The following is a 19,987-nucleotide window of genomic DNA, read 5'->3' as shown; positions in this document are numbered from 1 at the left end:
AAAGATGACAGAAAAAGAAATTTTTGACCGTATTGTAACCATTATCCAAGAGCGACAGGGAGAGGACTTTGTCGTAACAGAGGCCTTGAGTTTGAAAGATGACCTAGATGCGGACTCAGTGGATTTGATGGAGTTCATCTTGACACTAGAAGATGAATTCGGAATTGAAATCAGTGATGAGGAAATTGACCAACTGCAAAGTGTAGGAGATGTGGTAGCAGTTGTCAAAAGTAAAGAATAGCAAAAAGCAACATGCAAATCATGTTGCTTTTTTGTTTGCAGAAAAAAGAAAAATTTTTAGTAGAAATTGCGAATAAAGAGATGAGAAAGATAAAAGGAGGAATGTTTATGTATGTGATCGGTCTTTATCCGTGGTTCATTAAGTGGTTTTTAAAATAAAAATGAATGAGTTGTTCATTTTCGAATTGTTTTTCGAATAGATAGGTAAGGAAAAAGGGAAGGAGACTACGCGATGTATTTACCAATCTTATTGCCATGGTTTATCAAATGGTATTTAAAATAAATGAATTTACCTGTTCATTTTAGATTACTTCTCGAATAGATAAGTGAGAAGAACAGGAAGAAAAAAAGATTTCAGTAATTCATCCAATCTGGCTAATTTAAGTGGCTTAGAGGTTAAAGATTAGATATATAGAAAAAAATAAGGAGAAAAAAGATGACAAACTTTGACAAAATGGAACAGAACTTTGCAGCTCTTACAGAAGAAGAGTTGACGGATGTGAATGGGGGGATTGCACCGATTGTTATTGGCGGGGTAGTTATTAGTTGGAAATTAATTGGAGGTGTGGCAGCGCTTGCTACAGCTACAGCAGGTGCAGGAGTTGCGGCAGGTTATTATGCTAATCGGCCATAACATTGGAGTCTGAGATGAAAATCATACAATTGATACTGAAATATTGGCCAGAATTGACTGTATTATTCAGCTCGATGGCTTATATAAGTATTAGAGTAGTGGCTGATGTAAACAAAATAAACCTACCTATATGGTTTGAATATTTTGATATACCAACGATTTCATTATTTTTGATGACATTTATTTTAATATATAGAAATGAAGGAGAAGAGAATGGATAAATTTCAAGTAATTGATGAGAAAGACTTGCAAGCAATCGAAGGAGGAATTGAGCCTATTTCGATTATATTTGGTCTAAGTGCTATTGCATTCAGCGCATTTGGGGCTGGTTACAAATTTGGTTCAGATTTGGCTCGTCGCGGGCGTTAGGTAATGAACAATCGCAACCTTAATCTTACCTAAACTAGCCACTATACTTCCTTTGTTAGAAGTAGGTCTTAATCTTACGCTTCATCTAATTCGTACGGGTTCGCTAGTATCTTTTGATTGGCAATGGAGTCTAATAGGTTTGATTGCCGCAGGCTATTTTGGTATTTTTTGTAAGGATTTGAAGAAAAATAATCGAAACTATAAATGATGAATCTGAATCAAAAGGATTTTGCGTATGTAAATGGCGGAGTTTTTCCGCCTTTCTTGTCAGGTAAATAGGAGTCTGCTATGAAAAAATTCTTATTAAGTTTTGCTAAGGGGTATTTTGTCGTATCGATCATTCTTTATATCGCAACGTATATGATTATGAAAAATCCGATCAATACCCTGTTTTATCCAGAAACCTATCCAATTCTGCTTGGTCTGTTTTATGTAGGATACAAGTACAAAACAAAAGAAAGTAAGATAGGAAATTGATTGACCATCAGATCGGAGTTTGAGATGAAAGTCGTTCAATTACTACAAAAAGCTTGGCCAAAGTTTATTGTATTGTTTAGCTCAATGGCTTATCTAATGATTAGAATTGTGGCTGATGTAAACAAAATAAATTTACCTACATGGTTTGAATGTTTTGATATACCTACGATTTCATTATTTTTGATGACCTTTATCTCACTTTATAGAAGTGAAGAGAATATCATTTCAGAATAGTTTATTTCTAGGCATTCATTTTTTAACGGTTACTTTAAGCAGGCAGAACTTTTGTTCTGCCTATTTTCTTTGGCAAAAGTGTTGTTCAGGTGCGGATATTGTTTTTTCAGAAATAATTCTCTTATTTCTTCTTTATTTGGTTAAAATAATCTTACAAATTTTTAAAGAGATTGTTAGAAAAAGGAGAAGGATATGAAATTTGGGAAAAGGCACTATCGTCCCCAAGTGGATCAGATGGATTGTGGCGTGGCTTCCTTGGCCATGGTATTTGGTTACTACGGTAGTTATTACTCCTTGGCTCATCTACGAGAGTTAGCCAAGACGACCATGGATGGGACGACTGCTTTGGGTCTTGTAAAGGTGGCAGAGGAGATTGGGTTTGAGACGCGGGCTATCAAGGCGGATATGACGCTCTTTGATCTGCCAGATTTGACCTTTCCTTTTGTGGCTCATGTGCTCAAGGAAGGGAAATTGCTCCACTATTATGTGGTGACAGGTCAGGATAAGAAGGCAATCCATATCGCTGATCCGGATCCTGGTGTCAAGCTGACCAAGATTTCCCGTGAGCGATTTGCGCAAGAATGGACAGGGGTCAGTCTCTTTATGGCGCCATCTCCAGACTATAAACCCCATAAGGAGAAAAAACAGGGGCTCCTATCCTTCTTGCCAATCTTACTCAAACAGCGGGGCTTGATTGCTAATATCGTTTTGGCAACACTCTTGGTAACCCTGATTAATATCGTGGGCTCTTATTATCTCCAGTCTATCATTGACAGTTACGTACCAGACCAGATGCGTTCGACCTTGGGCATTATCTCAATAGGACTAGTCATCGTCTATATCCTCCAGCAGATTTTATCGTATGCGCAGGAATACCTCTTACTTGTTCTGGGGCAACGGCTGTCTATCGATGTGATTTTGTCCTACATCAAGCATGTTTTTCAGCTGCCAATGTCCTTTTTTGCGACACGCAGGACAGGAGAAATCGTGTCTCGTTTTACAGATGCCAACAGTATCATCGATGCGCTGGCTTCGACCATTCTTTCGATTTTCCTAGATGTGTCGACGATTTTGATTATCTCGCTTGTCTTGTTTTCACAAAATATAACGCTCTTTTTCATTAGTCTACTTGCGCTTCCCATCTATACAGTGATTATCTTTGCCTTTATGAAGCCTTTTGAAAAGATGAATCGGGACACTATGGAAGCCAATGCCGCTCTGTCTTCTTCTATCATTGAGGACATCAACGGTATTGAGACTATCAAGTCCTTGACCAGTGAGAGTCAGCGTTACCAAAAAATTGACAAGGAATTTGTGGCTTATCTGAAAAAATCCTTTACCTACAGTCGGGCAGAAAGCCAGCAAAAGGCACTGAAAAAAGTTGCCCAGCTTTTGCTCAATGTTGGTGTTCTCTGGCTGGGAGCAGTTCTGGTCATGGATGGGAAGATGAGTTTGGGGCAATTGATTACCTATAATACTTTGCTTGTTTACTTTACCAATCCTTTGGAAAATATCATCAATCTGCAAACCAAACTTCAAACAGCGCAGGTTGCCAATAATCGTCTGAACGAGGTCTATCTGGTCGCTTCGGAGTTTGAGGAGAAGAAAACAGTTGAGGATTTGAGCATGATGAAGGGAGATATGACCTTTAAGCAGGTTCACTATAAGTATGGCTATGGTCGTGACGTCTTGTCAGATATCAATTTGACGATTCCCCAAGGGTCTAAGATGGCTTTCGTGGGGATTTCAGGTTCGGGTAAGACCACCTTGGCAAAGATGATGGTTAATTTCTACGACCCTAGTCAGGGAGAGATTAGTCTGGGTGGTGTCAATCTCAATCAGATTGATAAAAAAGCCCTGCGCCAGTACATCAACTACCTGCCTCAACAGCCCTATGTCTTTAACGGAACGATTTTGGAGAATCTTCTCCTTGGAGCCAAGGAGGGGACGACTCAGGAAGACATCTTACGGGCGGTTGAGTTGGCCGAGATTCGGGAGGATATTGAGCGCATGCCCCTGAATTACCAAACAGAATTAACTTCGGATGGGGCAGGGATTTCAGGTGGACAACGTCAGAGAATTGCTCTGGCGCGTGCTCTTTTAACGGATGCACCTGTTTTGATATTGGACGAGGCGACCAGCAGTTTGGATATTTTGACAGAGAAGCGGATTGTGGATAATCTTATGGCTTTGGACAAGACCTTGATTTTCATTGCCCACCGCTTGACTATTGCTGAGAGGACAGAGAAGGTTGTTGTCCTGGATCAGGGCAAGATTGTCGAAGAAGGCACCCATGCAGACTTGCTTGCACAGGATGGCTTTTACGCCCATTTGGTCAATAGCTAGAAAGAGGAGAAGATGAAACCAGAATTTTTAGAAAGTGCAGAGTTTTATAATCGTCGTTACCATAATTTTTCCAGTCGGGTGATTTTACCTATGTCGCTTCTGCTCGTGTTTCTGTTAGGATTTGCAGTTTTTGCAGAGAAGGAGATGAGTTTGTCTACTAGAGCAACTGTCGAACCTAGTCGGATCATTGCCAACATCCAGTCAACTAGCAATCAACGGATTGTGGCCAACTATCTGGAAGAAAACAAGTTGGTCAAGCAAGGCGAACTACTCGTTGAGTACCAGCAAGGGGCGGAGGCTGTCCAGGTCGAAGCATATGCCAGTCAATTGGAGATGTTAAAGGATCAAAAAAAGCAGTTGGGGTATTTACAATCCAGTTTGAAAGAGGGGAGTGATCAATTTCCAGAGGCGGATAAGTTTGGATATCAGGAGATGTTTAGAGATTATCTCAGCCAAGCGAATGGTCTAAGAAGTAATGTTTCTCAGCAAAATGAGACCATCGCGTCCCAGAATGCAGCAGCTAGTCAAACCCAAGCTGAAATCGGGAACCTCATCAGTCAAACAGAGGCTAAAATTCGCGATTACCAGATAGCTAAGTCAGCTATTGAAACAGGTGCTTCCTTGACCAGTCAGAATCTGGCCTACTCTCTCTACCAGTCCTACAAGTCTCAGAGAGAGGAAAATCCGCAAGCTAAGGCTCAGGCTGTTGCACAGGTTGAAGCACAGCTTTCTCAGTTAGAATCAAGTCTTGCTACTTACCGTGTCCAGTATGCAGGTTCCGGAACCCAGCAAGCCTATGCGTCAGGCTTAAGCAGTCAATTGGAATCCCTTAAATCCCAACACTTGGCAAAGGTTGGTCAGGAATTAACCCTTTTGGATCAGAAAATTTTGGAGGCGGAGTCTGGTAAGAAAGTCCAAGGAGGTCTGCTGGACAAGGGGAAAATTACAGCAAGTGAGGATGGAGTGATTCACCTCAATCCTGAGACCAGTAATTCTACCATGGTCGCAGAAGGAAGCTTGCTAGCTCAACTCTACCCATCTTTGGAAAAAGAAGGAAAAACCAAACTCACAGCCTATCTCAGTTCAAAAGATGTTGCTAGAGTCAAGATTGGGGACTCTGTTCGTTATACTACAACTAATGATGCGAAGAATCAAATTTTCCTAGATTCTACGATTACAAGTATTGATGCGACAGCTACCAAGACTGAAAAAGGAAATTTCTTTAAAATTGAGGTGGAGACCCATCTGACTTCTGAGCAGGCTACAACACTTCGCTATGGCTTAGAAGGTCGCCTGCAGATGATTACGGGAAAGAAAAGCTATCTCCGTTATTTTTGGGATCAATTTTTAAATAGAGGGTAATATTCGTGTTTTTCAGAGGATAAATGATTTTAAAACTGTAAGAGGAGCTTATCTTGCAGTTTTTCTTTACGCTTAAAATAGGAAAAACGTTATTTATTCGTAAAAATCTTGAATTTTTCATGCTTTTATGTTAGAATGTGCTCAAGTAAAACGAAAGGCGAACTTTAAAATGTCAAAACAACTAATCTATTCGGGAAAAGCCAAGGATATCTATACAACTGAGGATGAAAATCTCATTATTTCAACTTACAAGGACCAGGCGACTGCCTTCAACGGTGTCAAGAAGGAGCAGATTGCGGGCAAGGGAGTGTTAAATAATCAGATTTCATCTTTTATTTTTGAGAAATTAAATGCGGCTGGTGTAGCGACTCACTTTGTGGAGAAAATTTCGGACACGGAACAGCTCAATAAAAAGGTTAAGATTATTCCTTTGGAAGTTGTGCTCCGCAACTACACGGCTGGTTCCTTTTCAAAACGTTTTGGCGTAGATGAAGGCATCGCTTTGGAAACTCCAATTGTCGAATTTTACTATAAAAATGATGATTTGAATGATCCCTTTATCAATGACGAGCATGTGAAATTCCTTAAAATTGCGGATGACCAGCAGATTGCCTACTTGAAGGAAGAAACCCGTCGTATCAATGAGCTCTTGAAAGCTTGGTTTGCTGAAATTGGTCTTAAATTGATTGATTTTAAGCTAGAATTTGGTTTTGACAAGGATGGCAAGATTATCTTGGCAGACGAATTTTCACCAGATAACTGCCGTTTGTGGGATGCGGATGGCAACCACATGGACAAGGATGTTTTCCGTAGAGGACTAGGTGAATTAACAGATGTTTACGAGATTGTCTGGGAAAAGTTGCAAGGTTTAAAATAACACCTTCAAGGTTATTTGGGAACATTGCAAGAACTGAAATAAAGGAATAAGAATTGATGGATAAACGTATTTTTGTTGAAAAAAAGGCTGATTTTCAGGTCAAGTCAGAGAGTTTGGTAAGGGAGCTCCAGCACAACTTGGGATTGTCAACTTTGAAAAGTATTCGCATTGTGCAGGTTTATGATGTCTTTGATTTGGCAGAGAACTTGTTTGCACCTGCAGAGAAACACATCTTCTCTGAGCAGGTGACGGATCATGTCTTGGACGAAGCGGCCGTGCAAGCGGATCTTGCCAACTATGCTTTCTTTGCCATTGAAAGCCTGCCTGGTCAATTTGACCAGCGTGCAGCTTCTTCACAGGAAGCCTTGCTTTTACTGGGAAGTTCAAGTGATGTAACAGTCAACACAGCCCAGCTTTACTTGGTCAATAAGGATATTGATGCGACTGAGTTGGAAGCAGTCAAGGACTACCTGCTCAACCCAGTTGATTCTCGTTTCAAGGACATCACGACAGGGATTGCCAAGCAGGAATTTTCAGAGTCAAACAAGACTATTCCAAAATTGACTTTCTTTGAAAGCTATACGGCAGAAGACTTTGCCCTCTACAAGGCCGAGCAAGGGATGGCCATGGAAGTGGATGATTTGCTCTTTATCCAAGACTACTTCAAGTCAATCGGGCGCGTGCCGACGGAAACAGAGCTCAAGGTTTTGGACACTTACTGGTCTGACCACTGCCGTCATACGACTTTTGAGACCGAGTTGAAACAGATCGACTTTTCAGCTTCTAAATTTCAAAAACAATTGCAAGCGACTTATGACAAGTATATTGCCATGCGTGAGGAACTAGGTCGGTCTGAAAAGCCACAAACCTTGATGGATATGGCGACTATTTTTGGTCGTTATGAGCGTGCTAATGGTCGTTTGGACGACATGGAAGTGTCAGACGAAATTAATGCTTGCTCGGTCGAAATCGAAGTGGATGTCAATGGTGTGAAAGAACCATGGCTCCTTATGTTTAAAAACGAAACCCACAACCACCCAACGGAAATTGAACCATTTGGTGGGGCTGCTACTTGTATCGGTGGAGCTATTCGTGACCCGCTGTCAGGCCGTTCCTACGTTTACCAAGCTATGCGTATCTCAGGCGCTGGTGATATTACAGCACCGATTTCAGAAACTCGTGCTGGGAAATTGCCACAACAAGTCATTTCGAAGACAGCGGCTCATGGTTATTCTTCTTACGGGAATCAGATTGGACTTGCGACGACCTACGTTCGTGAGTACTTCCACCCAGGCTTTGTAGCTAAACGCATGGAGCTTGGTGCCGTTGTCGGTGCAGCTCCCAAGGGAAATGTGGTTCGTGAAAAACCGGAAGCGGGAGATGTCATTATCCTTCTCGGTGGTAAGACTGGACGTGATGGTGTCGGTGGTGCGACAGGTTCTTCTAAGGTTCAAACAGTTGAGTCTGTAGAGACCGCTGGTGCTGAGGTTCAAAAAGGGAATGCTATCGAGGAACGCAAGATTCAGCGCCTCTTCCGTAATGGTGAGGTTACCCGCCTCATCAAGAAATCCAACGACTTTGGTGCTGGTGGTGTCTGTGTAGCCATCGGTGAATTGGCAGATGGTCTTGAAATCGACCTCAACAAGGTTCCTCTTAAATACCAAGGTTTGAACGGTACAGAGATTGCCATCTCTGAATCACAAGAACGGATGGCGGTCGTGGTTCGTCCTGAGGACGTAGATGCCTTCGTTGCAGCATGTAATAAAGAAAATATTGATGCTGTTGTTGTGGCAACAGTGACTGAAAAACCAAATCTAGTCATGCACTGGAATGGTGAAATCATTGTCGACTTGGAACGCCGTTTCCTTGATACCAATGGTGTGCGTGTCGTTGTCGATGCCAAGGTTGTGGACAAGGATGCCAAACTCCAAGAAGAACGTACAACAAGCGCTGACACACTTGAAGTTGATACTCTTGCGGTTCTATCTGATCTCAACCATACGAGTCAAAAAGGTTTGCAAACCATCTTTGATTGTTCGGTCGGTCGCTCAACGGTCAACCATCCACTTGGTGGTCGCTACCAACTCACACCAACTGAGGCTTCTGTGCAGAAATTACCAGTTCAACACGGTGTGACTCATACTGCGTCAGTCATGGCCCAAGGCTTTAATCCTTATCTAGCAGAATGGTCTCCATATCATGGTGCGGCTTATGCGGTCATCGAAGCAACTGCTCGTTTGGTGGCTATTGGTGCAAACTGGTCTAAGGCTCGTTTCTCTTATCAAGAATACTTCGAGCGGATGGATAAACAAGCAGAGCGTTTTGGTCAACCAGTCGCTGCTCTCCTTGGATCCATCGAAGCTCAGATTCAACTTGGTTTGCCATCGATCGGTGGTAAAGACTCTATGTCTGGTACCTTTGAAGAATTGACAGTACCACCAACTTTAGTTGCTTTTGGTGTGACAACCGCAGATAGCCGTAAGGTTCTTTCTCCAGAATTTAAGGTTGCTGGCGAAAATATCTATTACATCCCAGGTCAAGCTTTGGCACAAGAAATTGACTTTGATCTTATCAAGTCTAACTTTGCTAAGTTTGAAGCCATCCAAGCTGACCACAAAGTAACATCTGCATCAGCTGTTAAATATGGTGGTGTCCTTGAAAGTTTGGCACTTGCTACTTTTGGGAACCATATCGGTGCAGAGGTGACCTTGCCTGAACTTGAAACAGCCTTGACAGCTCAATTAGGCGGATTTGTCTTCACATCTCCTGAAGATATTGCTGGAGTAGAGAAAATTGGACAAACAAAAGCAGACTTTACACTCCTTGTCAACGGTGTGAAGCTAGATGGACAGAAACTTGACAGTGTCTTCCAAGGCAAACTGGAAGAAGTTTACCCTACTGAATTTGCCCAAGCCAAAGAATTGGAAGAAGTTCCAGCTGTCGCTTCTAAAGCAGTCATCAAAGCTAAAGAAACTATTGAAAAACCTGTGGTTTACATCCCAGTCTTCCCAGGTACCAACTCGGAATATGACTCAGCCAAGGCATTTGAAAAAGAAGGTGCAGAGGTTAACTTGGTGCCATTCGTGACCTTGAATGAAGAGGCTATTGTCAAGTCAGTTGAAACTATGGTTGACAATATCGGCAAGGCTAACATCCTCTTCTTTGCAGGTGGTTTCTCAGCTGCGGATGAGCCAGATGGATCAGCTAAGTTTATCGTCAACATCCTGCTTAATGAAAAAGTGCGTGTAGCTATTGATAGCTTTATTGCTCGTGGTGGTTTGATTATTGGTATCTGTAATGGTTTCCAGGCCTTGGTCAAATCAGGTCTTCTTCCATACGGAAACTTCGAGGATGCCAGCAGTACGAGTCCAACCCTCTTCTACAATGATGCCAACCAGCACGTGGCCAAGATGGTGGAAACTCGAATTGCCAATACCAACTCACCATGGTTGGCTGGAGTGCAAGTGGGTGATATCCATGCTATCCCAGTGTCGCACGGTGAAGGGAAGTTTGTTGTGACGACTGAGGAATTCGCTGAGCTCCGTGACAATGGACAAATTTTCAGTCAATACGTTGACTTTGACGGCAAACCAAGCATGGACTCTAAGTACAATCCAAATGGTTCTGTAAATGCCATCGAAGGAATTACCAGCAAGAACGGTCAAATCATCGGTAAAATGGGACACTCAGAACGTTATGAAGACGGTCTCTTCCAAAACATCCCAGGAAATAAAGACCAGCACCTGTTTGCGTCGGCTGTGCGTTATTTCACAGGGAAATAAAAGGTATAAAAAATGACATACGAAGTAAAATCTCTTAATGAAGAATGTGGTGTTTTCGGTATCTGGGGGCATCCAGATGCTGCTAAATTGACCTATTTTGGGCTCCATAGTCTTCAGCACCGTGGTCAAGAGGGGGCGGGAATCCTCTCCAATGATCAGGGGCAATTGAAGCGTCATCGTGATATGGGGCTTTTATCAGAAGTGTTCAGAAATCCAGCTAATTTGGATAAACTGACTGGAACGAGTGCGATTGGGCATGTTCGTTATGCGACTGCTGGCGAAGCTTCTGTAGATAATATCCAGCCCTTCCTCTTCCGCTTTCACGATATGCAGTTTGGACTTGCTCACAACGGAAACTTGACCAATGCCGAATCGCTCAAGAAAGAATTGGAACAAAGAGGAGCTATTTTCAGTTCAACTTCGGACTCAGAAATCTTGGCCCACCTCATTCGTCGAAGTCACAATCCGAACCTGATGGGCAAAATCAAGGAGGCGCTCAGCCTTGTCAAAGGTGGATTTGCTTATATCCTGCTGTTTGAGGACAAGTTGATTGCTGCGCTTGATCCTAATGGCTTCCGTCCGCTTTCTATCGGGAAAATGGCCAATGGAGCGGTGGTGGTTTCGTCTGAAACCTGTGCCTTTGAAGTCATCGGTGCTGAGTGGATTCGTGATGTAAAACCAGGGGAAATTGTGATTGTGGATGACAATGGTATCCAGTACGATAGTTATACGAATGATACCCAGTTGGCGATTTGTTCTATGGAGTATATCTATTTTGCTCGCCCTGACTCTAACATCCATGGGATCAATGTCCATACAGCTCGCAAACGTATGGGGGCTCAATTGGCGCGTGAATTTAAGCATGAGGCGGATATAGTAGTCGGTGTGCCAAATTCCTCGCTGAGCGCAGCTATGGGATTTGCAGAAGAATCTGGTCTGCCAAATGAAATGGGTCTTATCAAGAATCAATACACGCAACGCACCTTTATCCAACCGACTCAAGAATTGCGGGAGCAAGGGGTGCGGATGAAACTGTCTGCTGTTTCGGGTGTCGTTAAAGGCAAACGTGTGGTGATGGTGGATGATTCCATTGTTCGTGGGACAACCTCTCGCCGTATCGTTCAGCTTTTGAAAGAAGCAGGTGCGTCTGAGGTTCACGTTGCCATTGGTAGTCCAGCGCTGGCTTATCCATGTTTTTACGGGATTGATATCCAAACGCGTCAGGAGTTGATTGCGGCTAATCATACGGTTGAAGAAACCTGCCAAATCATTGGTGCGGATAGCCTAACCTATCTTTCGATTGATGGCTTGATTGATTCTATCGGCATCGAAACAGATGCGCCGAACGGTGGTCTCTGTGTCGCTTACTTTGACGGTGACTACCCAACGCCTCTCTACGACTATGAGGAAGACTATCAAAGAAGTTTGGAAGAAAAGACCAGTTTTTACAAATAGACGGATAAAGACTCTCCATGAAAGGAAAGGAAGAGAAGATGACAAATAAAAATGCTTATGCTCCACGTCTCACTACTGACTAAAAGCTAAAGCATTTGTCAGTAGACGCTTTGCCTTATGGGGCCAAAGCTAGAGCCCTGACTAATATTTTTAGATAAAATAATTGTTTATCTAAAAATACGTCGCAATCTTCTCAAAGAAAAGGAAAAATAAAATGGCAAATAAAAATGCTTACGCCCAGTCGGGTGTGGATGTTGAAGCGGGTTATGAAGTTGTTGAGCGGATCAAAAAGCACGTGGCTCGCACGGAGCGTGCGGGTGTCATGGGAGCTCTTGGTGGTTTTGGTGGCATGTTTGACCTTTCAAAAACAGGTGTCAAAGAGCCGGTCTTGATCTCAGGGACTGATGGTGTTGGAACCAAGCTCATGTTGGCCATCAAATACGACAAGCATGATACCATCGGTCAGGACTGTGTGGCCATGTGTGTTAATGACATCATCGCTGCAGGTGCGGAGCCTCTTTACTTCCTGGACTACGTCGCGACAGGGAAGAATGAACCAGCTAAACTAGAACAAGTCGTTGCTGGTGTGGCAGAAGGTTGTGTGCAGGCAGGTGCTGCCCTCATCGGTGGAGAAACTGCTGAAATGCCTGGTATGTATGGTGAAGATGACTATGACTTGGCTGGTTTTGCAGTCGGCGTCGCTGAAAAATCTCAAATCATAGACGGTTCAAAAGTGGCAGAAGGTGATGTTCTTCTCGGACTTGCGTCAAGTGGGATTCACTCAAATGGTTACTCACTCGTGCGCCGTGTTTTTGCCGACTACACGGGTGAGGAAGTCTTGCCAGAATTGGAAGGCAAGAAACTCAAGGAGGTCCTTCTTGAGCCGACTCGTATCTATGTCAAGGCAGTCTTGCCACTCATCAAGGAAGAGTTGGTCAATGGAATTGCCCACATCACAGGTGGCGGCTTTATCGAAAATGTTCCTCGTATGTTTGCGGCTGACCTAGCTGCGGAGATTGAAGAAGACAAGGTTCCAGTCCTTCCCATTTTCAAAGCTCTTGAAAAATACGGTGAAATCAAGCATGAAGAAATGTTTGAAATCTTCAATATGGGTGTGGGACTCATGCTGGCAGTTAGCCCTGAAAATGTAGGTCGCGTCAAGGAATTGTTGGATGAACCAGTCTATGAAATTGGTCGCATCGTCAAGAAAGAAAACGAAAGTGTCATCATCAAATGAAAAAAATAGCGGTTTTTGCCTCTGGTAACGGCTCAAATTTTCAGGTGATTGCTGAAGAATTTCCGGTGGAGTTTGTCTTTTCAGACCATCGTGATGCCTATGTGCTCGAGCGTGCAGACAAGCTCGGCGTTCTGTCCTATGCATTTGAACTCAAGGAATTCGAGAACAAGGCGGACTACGAAGCAGCCCTTGTCGAACTCTTGGAAGAACACCAGATTGACTTGGTTTGCCTCGCCGGCTACATGAAAATAGTTGGGCCAACCTTATTGGAGGCCTATGAGGGGCGTATTATCAATATCCATCCAGCCTACCTGCCAGAATTTCCAGGGGCTCATGGGATTGAGGATGCTTGGGATGCTGGTGTCGCTGAGAGCGGCGTTACCATTCACTGGGTGGACTCAGGTGTGGACACAGGCAAGGTCATCAAACAAGTGCGTGTGCCACGGCTAGCTGATGATACCATCGAAAACTTTGAAGCTCGCATTCATGAGGCAGAGTACAAGTTGTATCCAGAGGTTCTGGATAGCTTGGGAGTGGAGAGAAGGTAAATTTTGAATAATAAAGCTGTTAAGAATTTACTAGATAAAGTTAAAGAATTTGAAGAATTTTTTAATGAGTATGAAAAACAATTTTACCCTAAAGTAATAAAAATTAGAAATAAATTTCTAATTAGCTTAATTGTATTTATTGCTCTAATGTTAACAAGTTATGTACTTTGGTTGTGGGATTTTGGTGATTTGTGTGTTAAAATAGCTTTTCTTATTTTTACTGTGTTTTCTTTGGAGTACTTTATTTATCTCAGTCGAAAATTTGATAAAGTTTCAGACGGAAAACCTAATAAATTTGAAGAGCTATGTAGAGAAATAAAGTATGAATTGATTCTTATGTATGGAGAAAAAGCTAGTTATGCTGTGAAGTTGTTAATATCTGATTTGACAGATAAACGTGATAGGTCGATTAAGCGATATGAAAGTTCAATACAATTTGTTGGTAGGATTGGTATAATTTTGACAACGGCTTTTGTCACTTTGGCTTTAAATAAATTATTTGTTGCAGATGAGACAGCTATTTCTGTTGAAACATTTTTGGGTTTAATTTTAATCGTAGTTATAATAGTATGGTTGATTAATTTCATACATGGTGGAATAAAAAATATTATTAAATACCCCTTATGGGGTAAAGCTTCAAAAGAAGTGTATCTAATAGATATTTTATACGAAGTTAAATATATGGTTTTGGAGAAGGAGAAATAATGACTAAACGCGCCTTAATCAGCGTCTCAGACAAAGGGGGCATTGTTGAATTTGCCCAAGAACTTAAAAAACTTGGTTGGGAGATTGTCTCGACAGGTGGAACCAAGGTTGCCCTTGATAATGCTGGGGTAGATACCATTGCGATTGATGATGTGACTGGGTTCCCAGAAATGATGGACGGTCGTGTGAAGACTCTCCACCCAAATATCCACGGTGGTCTCCTCGCTCGTCGTGACTTGGATAGCCACCTTCAAGCGGCTAAGGACAATAATATCGAATTGATTGACCTTGTGGTGGTAAACCTTTACCCATTCAAGGAAACGATTCTCAAACCAGATGTGACGTATGCAGATGCAGTGGAGAATATCGATATTGGCGGGCCATCCATGCTTCGTTCAGCAGCGAAAAACCATGCTAGCGTAACGGTTGTAGTAGACCCTGCTGATTATGCTGTTGTTTTGGACGAATTGTCAGCAAATGGTGAAACGACTTATGAAACTCGCCAACGTTTAGCAGCCAAGGTTTTTCGTCACACAGCGGCTTATGACGCTTTGATTGCAGAATACTTCACAGCTCAAGTCGGAGAAAGCAAACCTGAAAAGCTCACTTTAACCTATGACCTCAAGCAACCAATGCGTTATGGGGAAAATCCTCAGCAGGATGCGGACTTCTACCAAAAAGCTTTGCCGACAGACTATTCGATTGCATCAGCGAAACAGCTCAACGGTAAAGAATTGTCCTTCAATAACATTCGTGATGCGGATGCAGCTATCCGTATCATCCGTGATTTCAAAGACCGTCCAACTGTTGTGGCTCTCAAACACATGAACCCATGTGGAATCGGTCAGGCTGACAACATTGAAACAGCTTGGGACTACGCTTATGAGTCTGACCCAGTGTCTATTTTTGGTGGAATTGTCGTCCTCAACCGTGAGGTGGATGCTGCGACTGCTGAGAAGATGCACGGCGTTTTCCTCGAGATCATCATCGCACCGAGCTATACGGATGAAGCGCTAGCCATTTTGACCAACAAAAAGAAAAACTTGCGTATCCTTGCCTTACCATTTGATGCCCAAGATGCAAGCAAAGTGGAAGCTGAGTACACTGGTGTAGTAGGTGGACTTCTGGTGCAAAACCAAGACGTGATCAAAGAAAGCCCAGCTGACTGGCAAGTGGTGACCAAACGCCAACCAACTGAGACAGAAGCGACTGCCCTTGAGTTTGCTTGGAAGGCTATCAAGTATGTCAAATCAAATGGAATCATCGTGACTAATGACCACATGACACTTGGCGTTGGCCCTGGTCAAACCAATCGTGTGGCTTCCGTCCGTATTGCTATTGATCAAGCTAAAGATCGCCTTGACGGTGCTGTCCTTGCTTCGGATGCCTTCTTCCCATTTGCAGATAACGTGGAAGAAATCGCTAAAGCAGGTATTAAGGCCATCATCCAGCCAGGGGGCTCAGTCCGTGACCAAGAGTCTATCGAAGCTGCTGATAAATATGGATTGACTATGGTCTTCACAGGAGTAAGACATTTTAGACATTGATGGGTATTTAAAAATTAGCTCATTATCAACTGTGATAAATGATTTATCACTAACAACGAGAGAAGACGTAAGTTGTCTTCTCTTTTTGTATGTCTAAAACAATAAGCATTTTAGTGTTAGAAATTATTAAAATGATTTGTCAGAGCTGTTCATGACTAATATCGAAAAACTCAGTTTCTCACTTAACTATTTTTCATACGTTTTATGGTGTTTAAGGTTGTTGTGACTAGCTCGTTAACAGGCATTGTCTGGTAATCTGTTTTTAACCATTCATCAAAAATATTGTAGAGACCTCCAACGATGAATCTACTATCATAGGTGATTTGTCTTTGATTACTGTTTGTGACATGCCAAGGTGCCATGACAGTGGTATAAGCAGCAGAAAGCTTATCATAAGACCTTTGCAAGATAAGCACGAGCAAGTTTGCGTCCTGCAAAATTTTTAATGGCTCAGTGTACTGGCTCCAATACTGAAAGAAAAGGTTCACCAAATCTTCAAAATTAGTCAGTTTTGCTGTTTGAAGTTCGATAATATAGTCTTGAATTAAGCGGTCTAAATAGTTCGTAAGAACTTCCTCTTTTGAATGGTAATAACGATAAAACGTTCGTCTAGCAATCTGAGCATGCTCACTGAGTTCTGCAATGCTGATATTATGAAGGGATTTCTTAGTTGCTAATAAATCGAACAAGGCTTCCTCCAGCCATTGTCGCGTTTGATATTCCATGGTATTTTTCCTTTCCTGTCACACTTTTGGTCAAACTGTGACAATTTCTCTTAACCTCTTGTTTTTGTAACAGTTTATCTTTATACTAAAAGTGTTACGCGTGATATATGATTATCATTTATTCTTAACATTGTACAATTGTTAGTTGTTATTAAGGAGGTAAAGATATGAGCATTCTTTTTAATGTTTGGATGCTACCTATTTTATTTATTTTACACGATTTTGAAGAAATGATTTTTATGCCCTTGTGGAAAACACGGTATCATCAAAAATTAGAAACTTTTAAGAGACCGTTCTTTGGTTCCGTTACGCAAGGCTCCGCTTTTGCAGTAGGTGTGTTGGAGGAATTTATCATCCTGATGTTTATTTCTGGATTCTGCCAAATAACTCACAACACTTTACTCTATTTATCTTTTGTAATAGCTTATACATCTCATTTCATAATCCATTATATCATGTGCATGCAATTTAGGGGTTATGTTCCTGGAGTCGTCACAGTAACCCTAGAATTGCCAATAGTTCTAATGATTATTTCCCACTATTGGTCTTCTGACGTTCCTTTGTTATCAGTCTTTGTCTATCTTTTATTAGCCATGATAATAGCTTTTACGAATCTTAAAATAATGCATCTCATCATGCCAAAAATCCAAACACATCTAGAAAAATATGCGAAATGAAAAACGATTAAATGAGAGCTACTTTTTAACCTTTCTGATATAACTGGTTAATGAGTGGCCAAGAATCCATCGAATCGGCGGACAAATACGGCTTGACTATGGTCTTCACAGGAGTAAGACATTTTAGACATTAAGAAAACAAAAGGGAAGAAAACAGTTTCTTTCCTTTTTTGGCTTAAAATGCTAAGTAAAACAAGATTAAAACGAACGTTTATGATATAATATTAGTAAATAATTCGCGAAAGAGGTTGAGAGATGAAGCTGTTAGTTGTCGGTTCGGGTGGTCGTGAACATGCGATTGCTAAGAAGTTGCTTGAGTCAAAAGACGTTGAAAAGGTTTTTGTAGCTCCTGGAAATGATGGAATGACTCTGGATGGTCTGGAATTGGTAAATATCTCTATTTCCGAACATTCTAAGTTAATTGACTTCGCAAAGGTCAACAATATTGCTTGGACCTTCATCGGTCCAGATGATGCCCTGGCTGCAGGTATCGTGGATGACTTTAATCAAGCTGAGCTCAAAGCCTTTGGCCCGACCAAAGCTGCAGCGGAGCTAGAGTGGTCTAAGGATTTTGCTAAGGAAATCATGGTCAAATATGACGTTCCGACAGCAGCCTATGGCACATTTTCAGATTTCGAGGAGGCCAAGGCTTATATCGAGGAAAAAGGCGCTCCTATCGTTGTCAAGGCGGATGGATTGGCGCTTGGGAAAGGTGTTGTCGTTGCTGAAACGGTTGAGCAAGCGGTCGAAGCCGCTCATGAGATGCTTTTGGACAATAAGTTCGGTGACTCAGGCGCGCGTGTGGTTATCGAGGAATTCCTTGACGGAGAAGAGTTCTCTCTCTTTGCCTTTGTCAATGGGGACAAGTTCTACATCATGCCGACGGCTCAGGATCACAAACGTGCTTACGACGGCGACAAGGGCCCTAACACTGGTGGGATGGGTGCCTATGCGCCAGTTCCTTACTTGCCACAGAGCGTGGTTGACACAGCTGTTGACACCATTGTCAAGCCAGTCCTTGAAGGGATGATCAAAGAAGGTCGTCCGTATCTTGGTGTTCTTTACGCGGGTCTTATCTTGACAGTTGATGGACCTAAGGTTATCGAGTTCAATGCTCGTTTTGGAGATCCTGAAACTCAGATTATCTTGCCTCGTTTGACATCTGATTTTGCGCAAAATATCACAGATATTTTGGAAGGTAAAGAACCAGCCATCACGTGGACGGACAAGGGTGTGACTCTTGGTGTGGTTGTCGCATCCAAGGGCTACCCGTTAGACTATGAAAAAGGTGTCAAGTTGCCAGCCAAGACCGAGGGCGACATCATCACTTACTATGCAGGGGCTAAGTTTGCGGAAAATAGCAGAGCATTGCTATCAAATGGCGGACGTGTCTATATGCTTGTCACCACAGCAGATACTGTCTCAGCTGCGCAGGAAAAAATCTACGACCAACTCAAAAGGCAAGACACCACAGGCCTCTTTTATAGGCATGACATTGGTGGTAAGGCTTTGTAAATCAATGAAACTTTTAGCCGTGAGACTTAAATATAGAATTCAGGTGTTTGAAAAATGAAAAATAGGCTGCTATTTTTAGAAGGTTCAAGCTTGACCTCACGAGAAACTTTGACAGTTTTGTTGAAAGAAGGCTATAAAATTGATGTATTATCTCCTAGAAGATTTTCCATTGCACACTTCAGTCGTCTAACCCATAGAGTTCCGATAGTTGATGTGAACCGTTTTCCTGTAGATTATTTGAGACAGGTTAGTCAGTTGCTTCGTAAAACCAATTACAAGGCCATTTTGCCAACACATGAGGAAGGCTGGTTATTAGCAAATGGAAAGCAATTTTTACCTCAATCGCTACCAATCGCCCTTGCTGATAAAGAGCAGTTTGAAAAGTTAGCTGGGAAGATTGCTTTTGCTGAAACTGCGGATTTGTTAGGACTCCCCACACCTAAGTGGGAGCACGTGAAAGATGCAGACTCCATCCGGCTAGACTATCCTTATTGGCTGAAAGCAGATTATGGTACTGCCGGTCGCTCGGTTTATAAGATTTCAAGTAAGAAAGATTTGGCTGAAGTGACGAGCAAATTAACAGCGAGTGATGAGGAATGGATGGTTCAGCAAGACATAGTTGGAGACTATGGTCAGGTTCAAGCAGTGTTTGATCATGGAGAATTACTCGCAGTACATTCTAGCGTAAAAGTAGGTTCTGGCGCGGGTGGTTCGGCTGCGGCAAGATTAAGCATAGAATCTAAAAGAACGAGAGAGCATGTTGAAAAATTAGGACAATATATACAATGGCATGGTTGCCTAACCCTAGATTTTATACGTAGGGGAGATCAATTTTACTATATAGAGTGTAACCCTAGAATGGTAGAGCCTGCTAACGCTTATAAAGCAGGAGTTAATTTTCCAAAAATCATGATAGAACTAGCCAGTCATAGCTACGCTAAATCTGAGGTCATTCTTGGTCGAGCAGGCGTTGAGACGCATAGTCTGATAGCTTTGATTATTGGAACAGCTGAGAAGACGAAAAGTAGAAGAAAAATATTGCAGACAATAAAGTACTGGCTTTTAAGATGTGATAGTGAAGAAGTGTTGACACCTGTATGGAAGGATTTGCCGAGCATTATACCTCTTGTGACAATTATACTTCGTTTATTGATAAAACCTAAGAGCGTTGAAAATCTGGTTAATCAGACTGTTCAACATTATAGTGTTGAATCAGCCACTGTAAAAAATATTGAGCAAAAGAATTAGTTTATTCAG

General features: G+C 42.2%; 19 protein-coding genes and 1 pseudogene. 19 read left to right on the top strand and 1 reads right to left on the bottom strand.

Annotated elements, in window-relative coordinates:
* Positions 1-4: 4 nt before the first annotated feature.
* The 15 genes from KIH88_RS09405 to purH all read left to right on the top strand — a co-directional run bounded on the left by KIH88_RS09405 (position 5) and on the right by purH (position 15,813).
* Complete coding sequence (locus KIH88_RS09405; RefSeq protein ID WP_061599065.1) at positions 5-241, top strand: acyl carrier protein; 237 nt, start codon at positions 5-7, stop codon at positions 239-241.
* 435 nt (positions 242-676) lie between these two features.
* Positions 677-874: a class IIb bacteriocin, lactobin A/cerein 7B family gene (locus tag KIH88_RS09400; protein ID WP_213988818.1), complete on the top strand. Its 198-nt coding sequence runs from the start codon at positions 677-679 to the stop codon at positions 872-874.
* A 14-nt stretch (positions 875-888) separates the two neighbouring features.
* Positions 889-1,095 carry a hypothetical protein gene (locus tag KIH88_RS09395; RefSeq protein WP_061420154.1) on the top strand — a complete coding sequence of 69 codons (207 nt, stop codon included), beginning with the start codon at positions 889-891 and terminating at the stop codon, positions 1,093-1,095.
* Positions 1,088-1,243, top strand: a complete 156-nt coding sequence (locus KIH88_RS09390) for a smi_0061 family bacteriocin-like peptide (protein WP_000357247.1) — start codon at positions 1,088-1,090, stop codon at positions 1,241-1,243. Before KIH88_RS09395 ends, KIH88_RS09390 begins: the two co-directional genes overlap by 8 nt.
* A gap of 288 nt (positions 1,244-1,531) precedes the next feature.
* Positions 1,532-1,720, top strand: coding sequence for a hypothetical protein (locus KIH88_RS09385; RefSeq protein ID WP_213988817.1), 189 nt, complete (start codon positions 1,532-1,534; stop codon positions 1,718-1,720).
* A gap of 24 nt (positions 1,721-1,744) precedes the next feature.
* Complete coding sequence (locus tag KIH88_RS09380; protein WP_213988816.1) at positions 1,745-1,954, top strand: bacteriocin immunity protein; 210 nt, start codon at positions 1,745-1,747, stop codon at positions 1,952-1,954.
* 192 nt (positions 1,955-2,146) lie between these two features.
* Positions 2,147-4,300 (top strand): peptide cleavage/export ABC transporter ComA, encoded by a 2,154-nt coding sequence (comA, locus tag KIH88_RS09375; protein WP_213988815.1) that lies wholly within the window; start codon positions 2,147-2,149, stop codon positions 4,298-4,300.
* Positions 4,301-4,312: 12 nt separating this feature from the next.
* Positions 4,313-5,662 (top strand): competence pheromone export protein ComB, encoded by a 1,350-nt coding sequence (gene comB, locus KIH88_RS09370; protein WP_213988814.1) that lies wholly within the window; start codon positions 4,313-4,315, stop codon positions 5,660-5,662.
* Positions 5,663-5,831: 169 nt separating this feature from the next.
* Positions 5,832-6,539, top strand: coding sequence for a phosphoribosylaminoimidazolesuccinocarboxamide synthase (purC, locus tag KIH88_RS09365; RefSeq protein ID WP_213988813.1), 708 nt, complete (start codon positions 5,832-5,834; stop codon positions 6,537-6,539).
* 56 nt (positions 6,540-6,595) lie between these two features.
* Entirely contained in the window at positions 6,596-10,321 is a 3,726-nt protein-coding gene (locus tag KIH88_RS09360; RefSeq protein WP_213988812.1) for a phosphoribosylformylglycinamidine synthase, read from the top strand.
* Positions 10,322-10,333: 12 nt separating this feature from the next.
* Positions 10,334-11,776 carry an amidophosphoribosyltransferase gene (purF, locus tag KIH88_RS09355; RefSeq protein ID WP_084920035.1) on the top strand — a complete coding sequence of 481 codons (1,443 nt, stop codon included), beginning with the start codon at positions 10,334-10,336 and terminating at the stop codon, positions 11,774-11,776.
* Positions 11,777-11,990: 214 nt separating this feature from the next.
* Positions 11,991-13,013, top strand: a complete 1,023-nt coding sequence (gene purM / locus KIH88_RS09350; RefSeq protein WP_049479236.1) for a phosphoribosylformylglycinamidine cyclo-ligase — start codon at positions 11,991-11,993, stop codon at positions 13,011-13,013.
* Positions 13,010-13,561 carry a phosphoribosylglycinamide formyltransferase gene (purN, locus tag KIH88_RS09345; RefSeq protein ID WP_213988811.1) on the top strand — a complete coding sequence of 184 codons (552 nt, stop codon included), beginning with the start codon at positions 13,010-13,012 and terminating at the stop codon, positions 13,559-13,561. Before purM ends, purN begins: the two co-directional genes overlap by 4 nt.
* Before the next feature lie 3 nt (positions 13,562-13,564).
* A complete protein-coding gene (locus KIH88_RS09340; RefSeq protein ID WP_213988810.1) occupies positions 13,565-14,266 on the top strand; it encodes a hypothetical protein in 702 nt (233 codons plus the stop codon).
* The gene (purH, locus tag KIH88_RS09335; protein WP_213988809.1) at positions 14,266-15,813 is read left to right on the top strand and encodes a bifunctional phosphoribosylaminoimidazolecarboxamide formyltransferase/IMP cyclohydrolase; all 1,548 of its coding nucleotides are present in this window, start codon (positions 14,266-14,268) and stop codon (positions 15,811-15,813) included. The genes KIH88_RS09340 and purH overlap by 1 nt, the downstream gene beginning before the upstream one ends.
* Before the next feature lie 182 nt (positions 15,814-15,995).
* On the opposite strand, the gene KIH88_RS09330 is transcribed toward purH, so the two are convergent.
* Positions 15,996-16,538 (bottom strand): TetR/AcrR family transcriptional regulator, encoded by a 543-nt coding sequence (locus KIH88_RS09330; protein WP_000456532.1) that lies wholly within the window; start codon positions 16,536-16,538, stop codon positions 15,996-15,998.
* A gap of 167 nt (positions 16,539-16,705) precedes the next feature.
* Between KIH88_RS09330 and KIH88_RS09325 the strand changes: the two genes are divergently transcribed.
* The 4 genes and pseudogenes from KIH88_RS09325 to KIH88_RS09310 all read left to right on the top strand — a co-directional run bounded on the left by KIH88_RS09325 (position 16,706) and on the right by KIH88_RS09310 (position 19,978).
* A complete protein-coding gene (locus tag KIH88_RS09325; RefSeq protein WP_213988808.1) occupies positions 16,706-17,215 on the top strand; it encodes an HXXEE domain-containing protein in 510 nt (169 codons plus the stop codon).
* Between the two features lie 59 nt (positions 17,216-17,274).
* Positions 17,275-17,349: pseudogene (locus tag KIH88_RS09320) on the top strand (IMP cyclohydrolase); the annotation flags it as partial.
* A 121-nt stretch (positions 17,350-17,470) separates the two neighbouring features.
* Positions 17,471-18,730: a phosphoribosylamine--glycine ligase gene (purD, locus tag KIH88_RS09315; RefSeq protein ID WP_213988807.1), complete on the top strand. Its 1,260-nt coding sequence runs from the start codon at positions 17,471-17,473 to the stop codon at positions 18,728-18,730.
* 54 nt (positions 18,731-18,784) lie between these two features.
* Entirely contained in the window at positions 18,785-19,978 is a 1,194-nt protein-coding gene (locus KIH88_RS09310; RefSeq protein WP_213988806.1) for an ATP-grasp domain-containing protein, read from the top strand.
* The last annotated feature ends 9 nt before the right edge of the window (positions 19,979-19,987 follow it).

This window comes from Streptococcus oralis (assembly GCF_018448765.2).
In the GTDB taxonomy this organism is placed as follows: domain Bacteria; phylum Bacillota; class Bacilli; order Lactobacillales; family Streptococcaceae; genus Streptococcus; species Streptococcus oralis_BM.
This window is presented reverse-complemented; position numbering and strand designations above follow the sequence as displayed.

Bases quoted from the DNA above. Each gene is read 5' to 3' on its own strand.
- KIH88_RS09405 (WP_061599065.1), top strand. From the start codon at position 5: ATGACAGAAAAAGAAATTTTTGACCGTATTGTAACCATTATCCAAGAG.
- KIH88_RS09400 (WP_213988818.1), top strand. From the start codon at position 677: ATGACAAACTTTGACAAAATGGAACAGAACTTTGCAGCTCTTACAGAA.
- purD (WP_213988807.1), top strand. From the start codon at position 17,471: ATGAAGCTGTTAGTTGTCGGTTCGGGTGGTCGTGAACATGCGATTGCT.
- purH (WP_213988809.1), top strand. From the start codon at position 14,266: ATGACTAAACGCGCCTTAATCAGCGTCTCAGACAAAGGGGGCATTGTT.
- KIH88_RS09360 (WP_213988812.1), top strand. From the start codon at position 6,596: ATGGATAAACGTATTTTTGTTGAAAAAAAGGCTGATTTTCAGGTCAAG.
- KIH88_RS09385 (WP_213988817.1), top strand. From the start codon at position 1,532: ATGAAAAAATTCTTATTAAGTTTTGCTAAGGGGTATTTTGTCGTATCG.
- KIH88_RS09330 (WP_000456532.1), bottom strand. From the start codon at position 16,538: ATGGAATATCAAACGCGACAATGGCTGGAGGAAGCCTTGTTCGATTTA.
- KIH88_RS09380 (WP_213988816.1), top strand. From the start codon at position 1,745: ATGAAAGTCGTTCAATTACTACAAAAAGCTTGGCCAAAGTTTATTGTA.
- KIH88_RS09325 (WP_213988808.1), top strand. From the start codon at position 16,706: ATGAGCATTCTTTTTAATGTTTGGATGCTACCTATTTTATTTATTTTA.
- purF (WP_084920035.1), top strand. From the start codon at position 10,334: ATGACATACGAAGTAAAATCTCTTAATGAAGAATGTGGTGTTTTCGGT.
- purM (WP_049479236.1), top strand. From the start codon at position 11,991: ATGGCAAATAAAAATGCTTACGCCCAGTCGGGTGTGGATGTTGAAGCG.
- comA (WP_213988815.1), top strand. From the start codon at position 2,147: ATGAAATTTGGGAAAAGGCACTATCGTCCCCAAGTGGATCAGATGGAT.
- comB (WP_213988814.1), top strand. From the start codon at position 4,313: ATGAAACCAGAATTTTTAGAAAGTGCAGAGTTTTATAATCGTCGTTAC.
- purC (WP_213988813.1), top strand. From the start codon at position 5,832: ATGTCAAAACAACTAATCTATTCGGGAAAAGCCAAGGATATCTATACA.
- KIH88_RS09395 (WP_061420154.1), top strand. From the start codon at position 889: ATGAAAATCATACAATTGATACTGAAATATTGGCCAGAATTGACTGTA.
- purN (WP_213988811.1), top strand. From the start codon at position 13,010: ATGAAAAAAATAGCGGTTTTTGCCTCTGGTAACGGCTCAAATTTTCAG.
- KIH88_RS09390 (WP_000357247.1), top strand. From the start codon at position 1,088: ATGGATAAATTTCAAGTAATTGATGAGAAAGACTTGCAAGCAATCGAA.
- KIH88_RS09310 (WP_213988806.1), top strand. From the start codon at position 18,785: ATGAAAAATAGGCTGCTATTTTTAGAAGGTTCAAGCTTGACCTCACGA.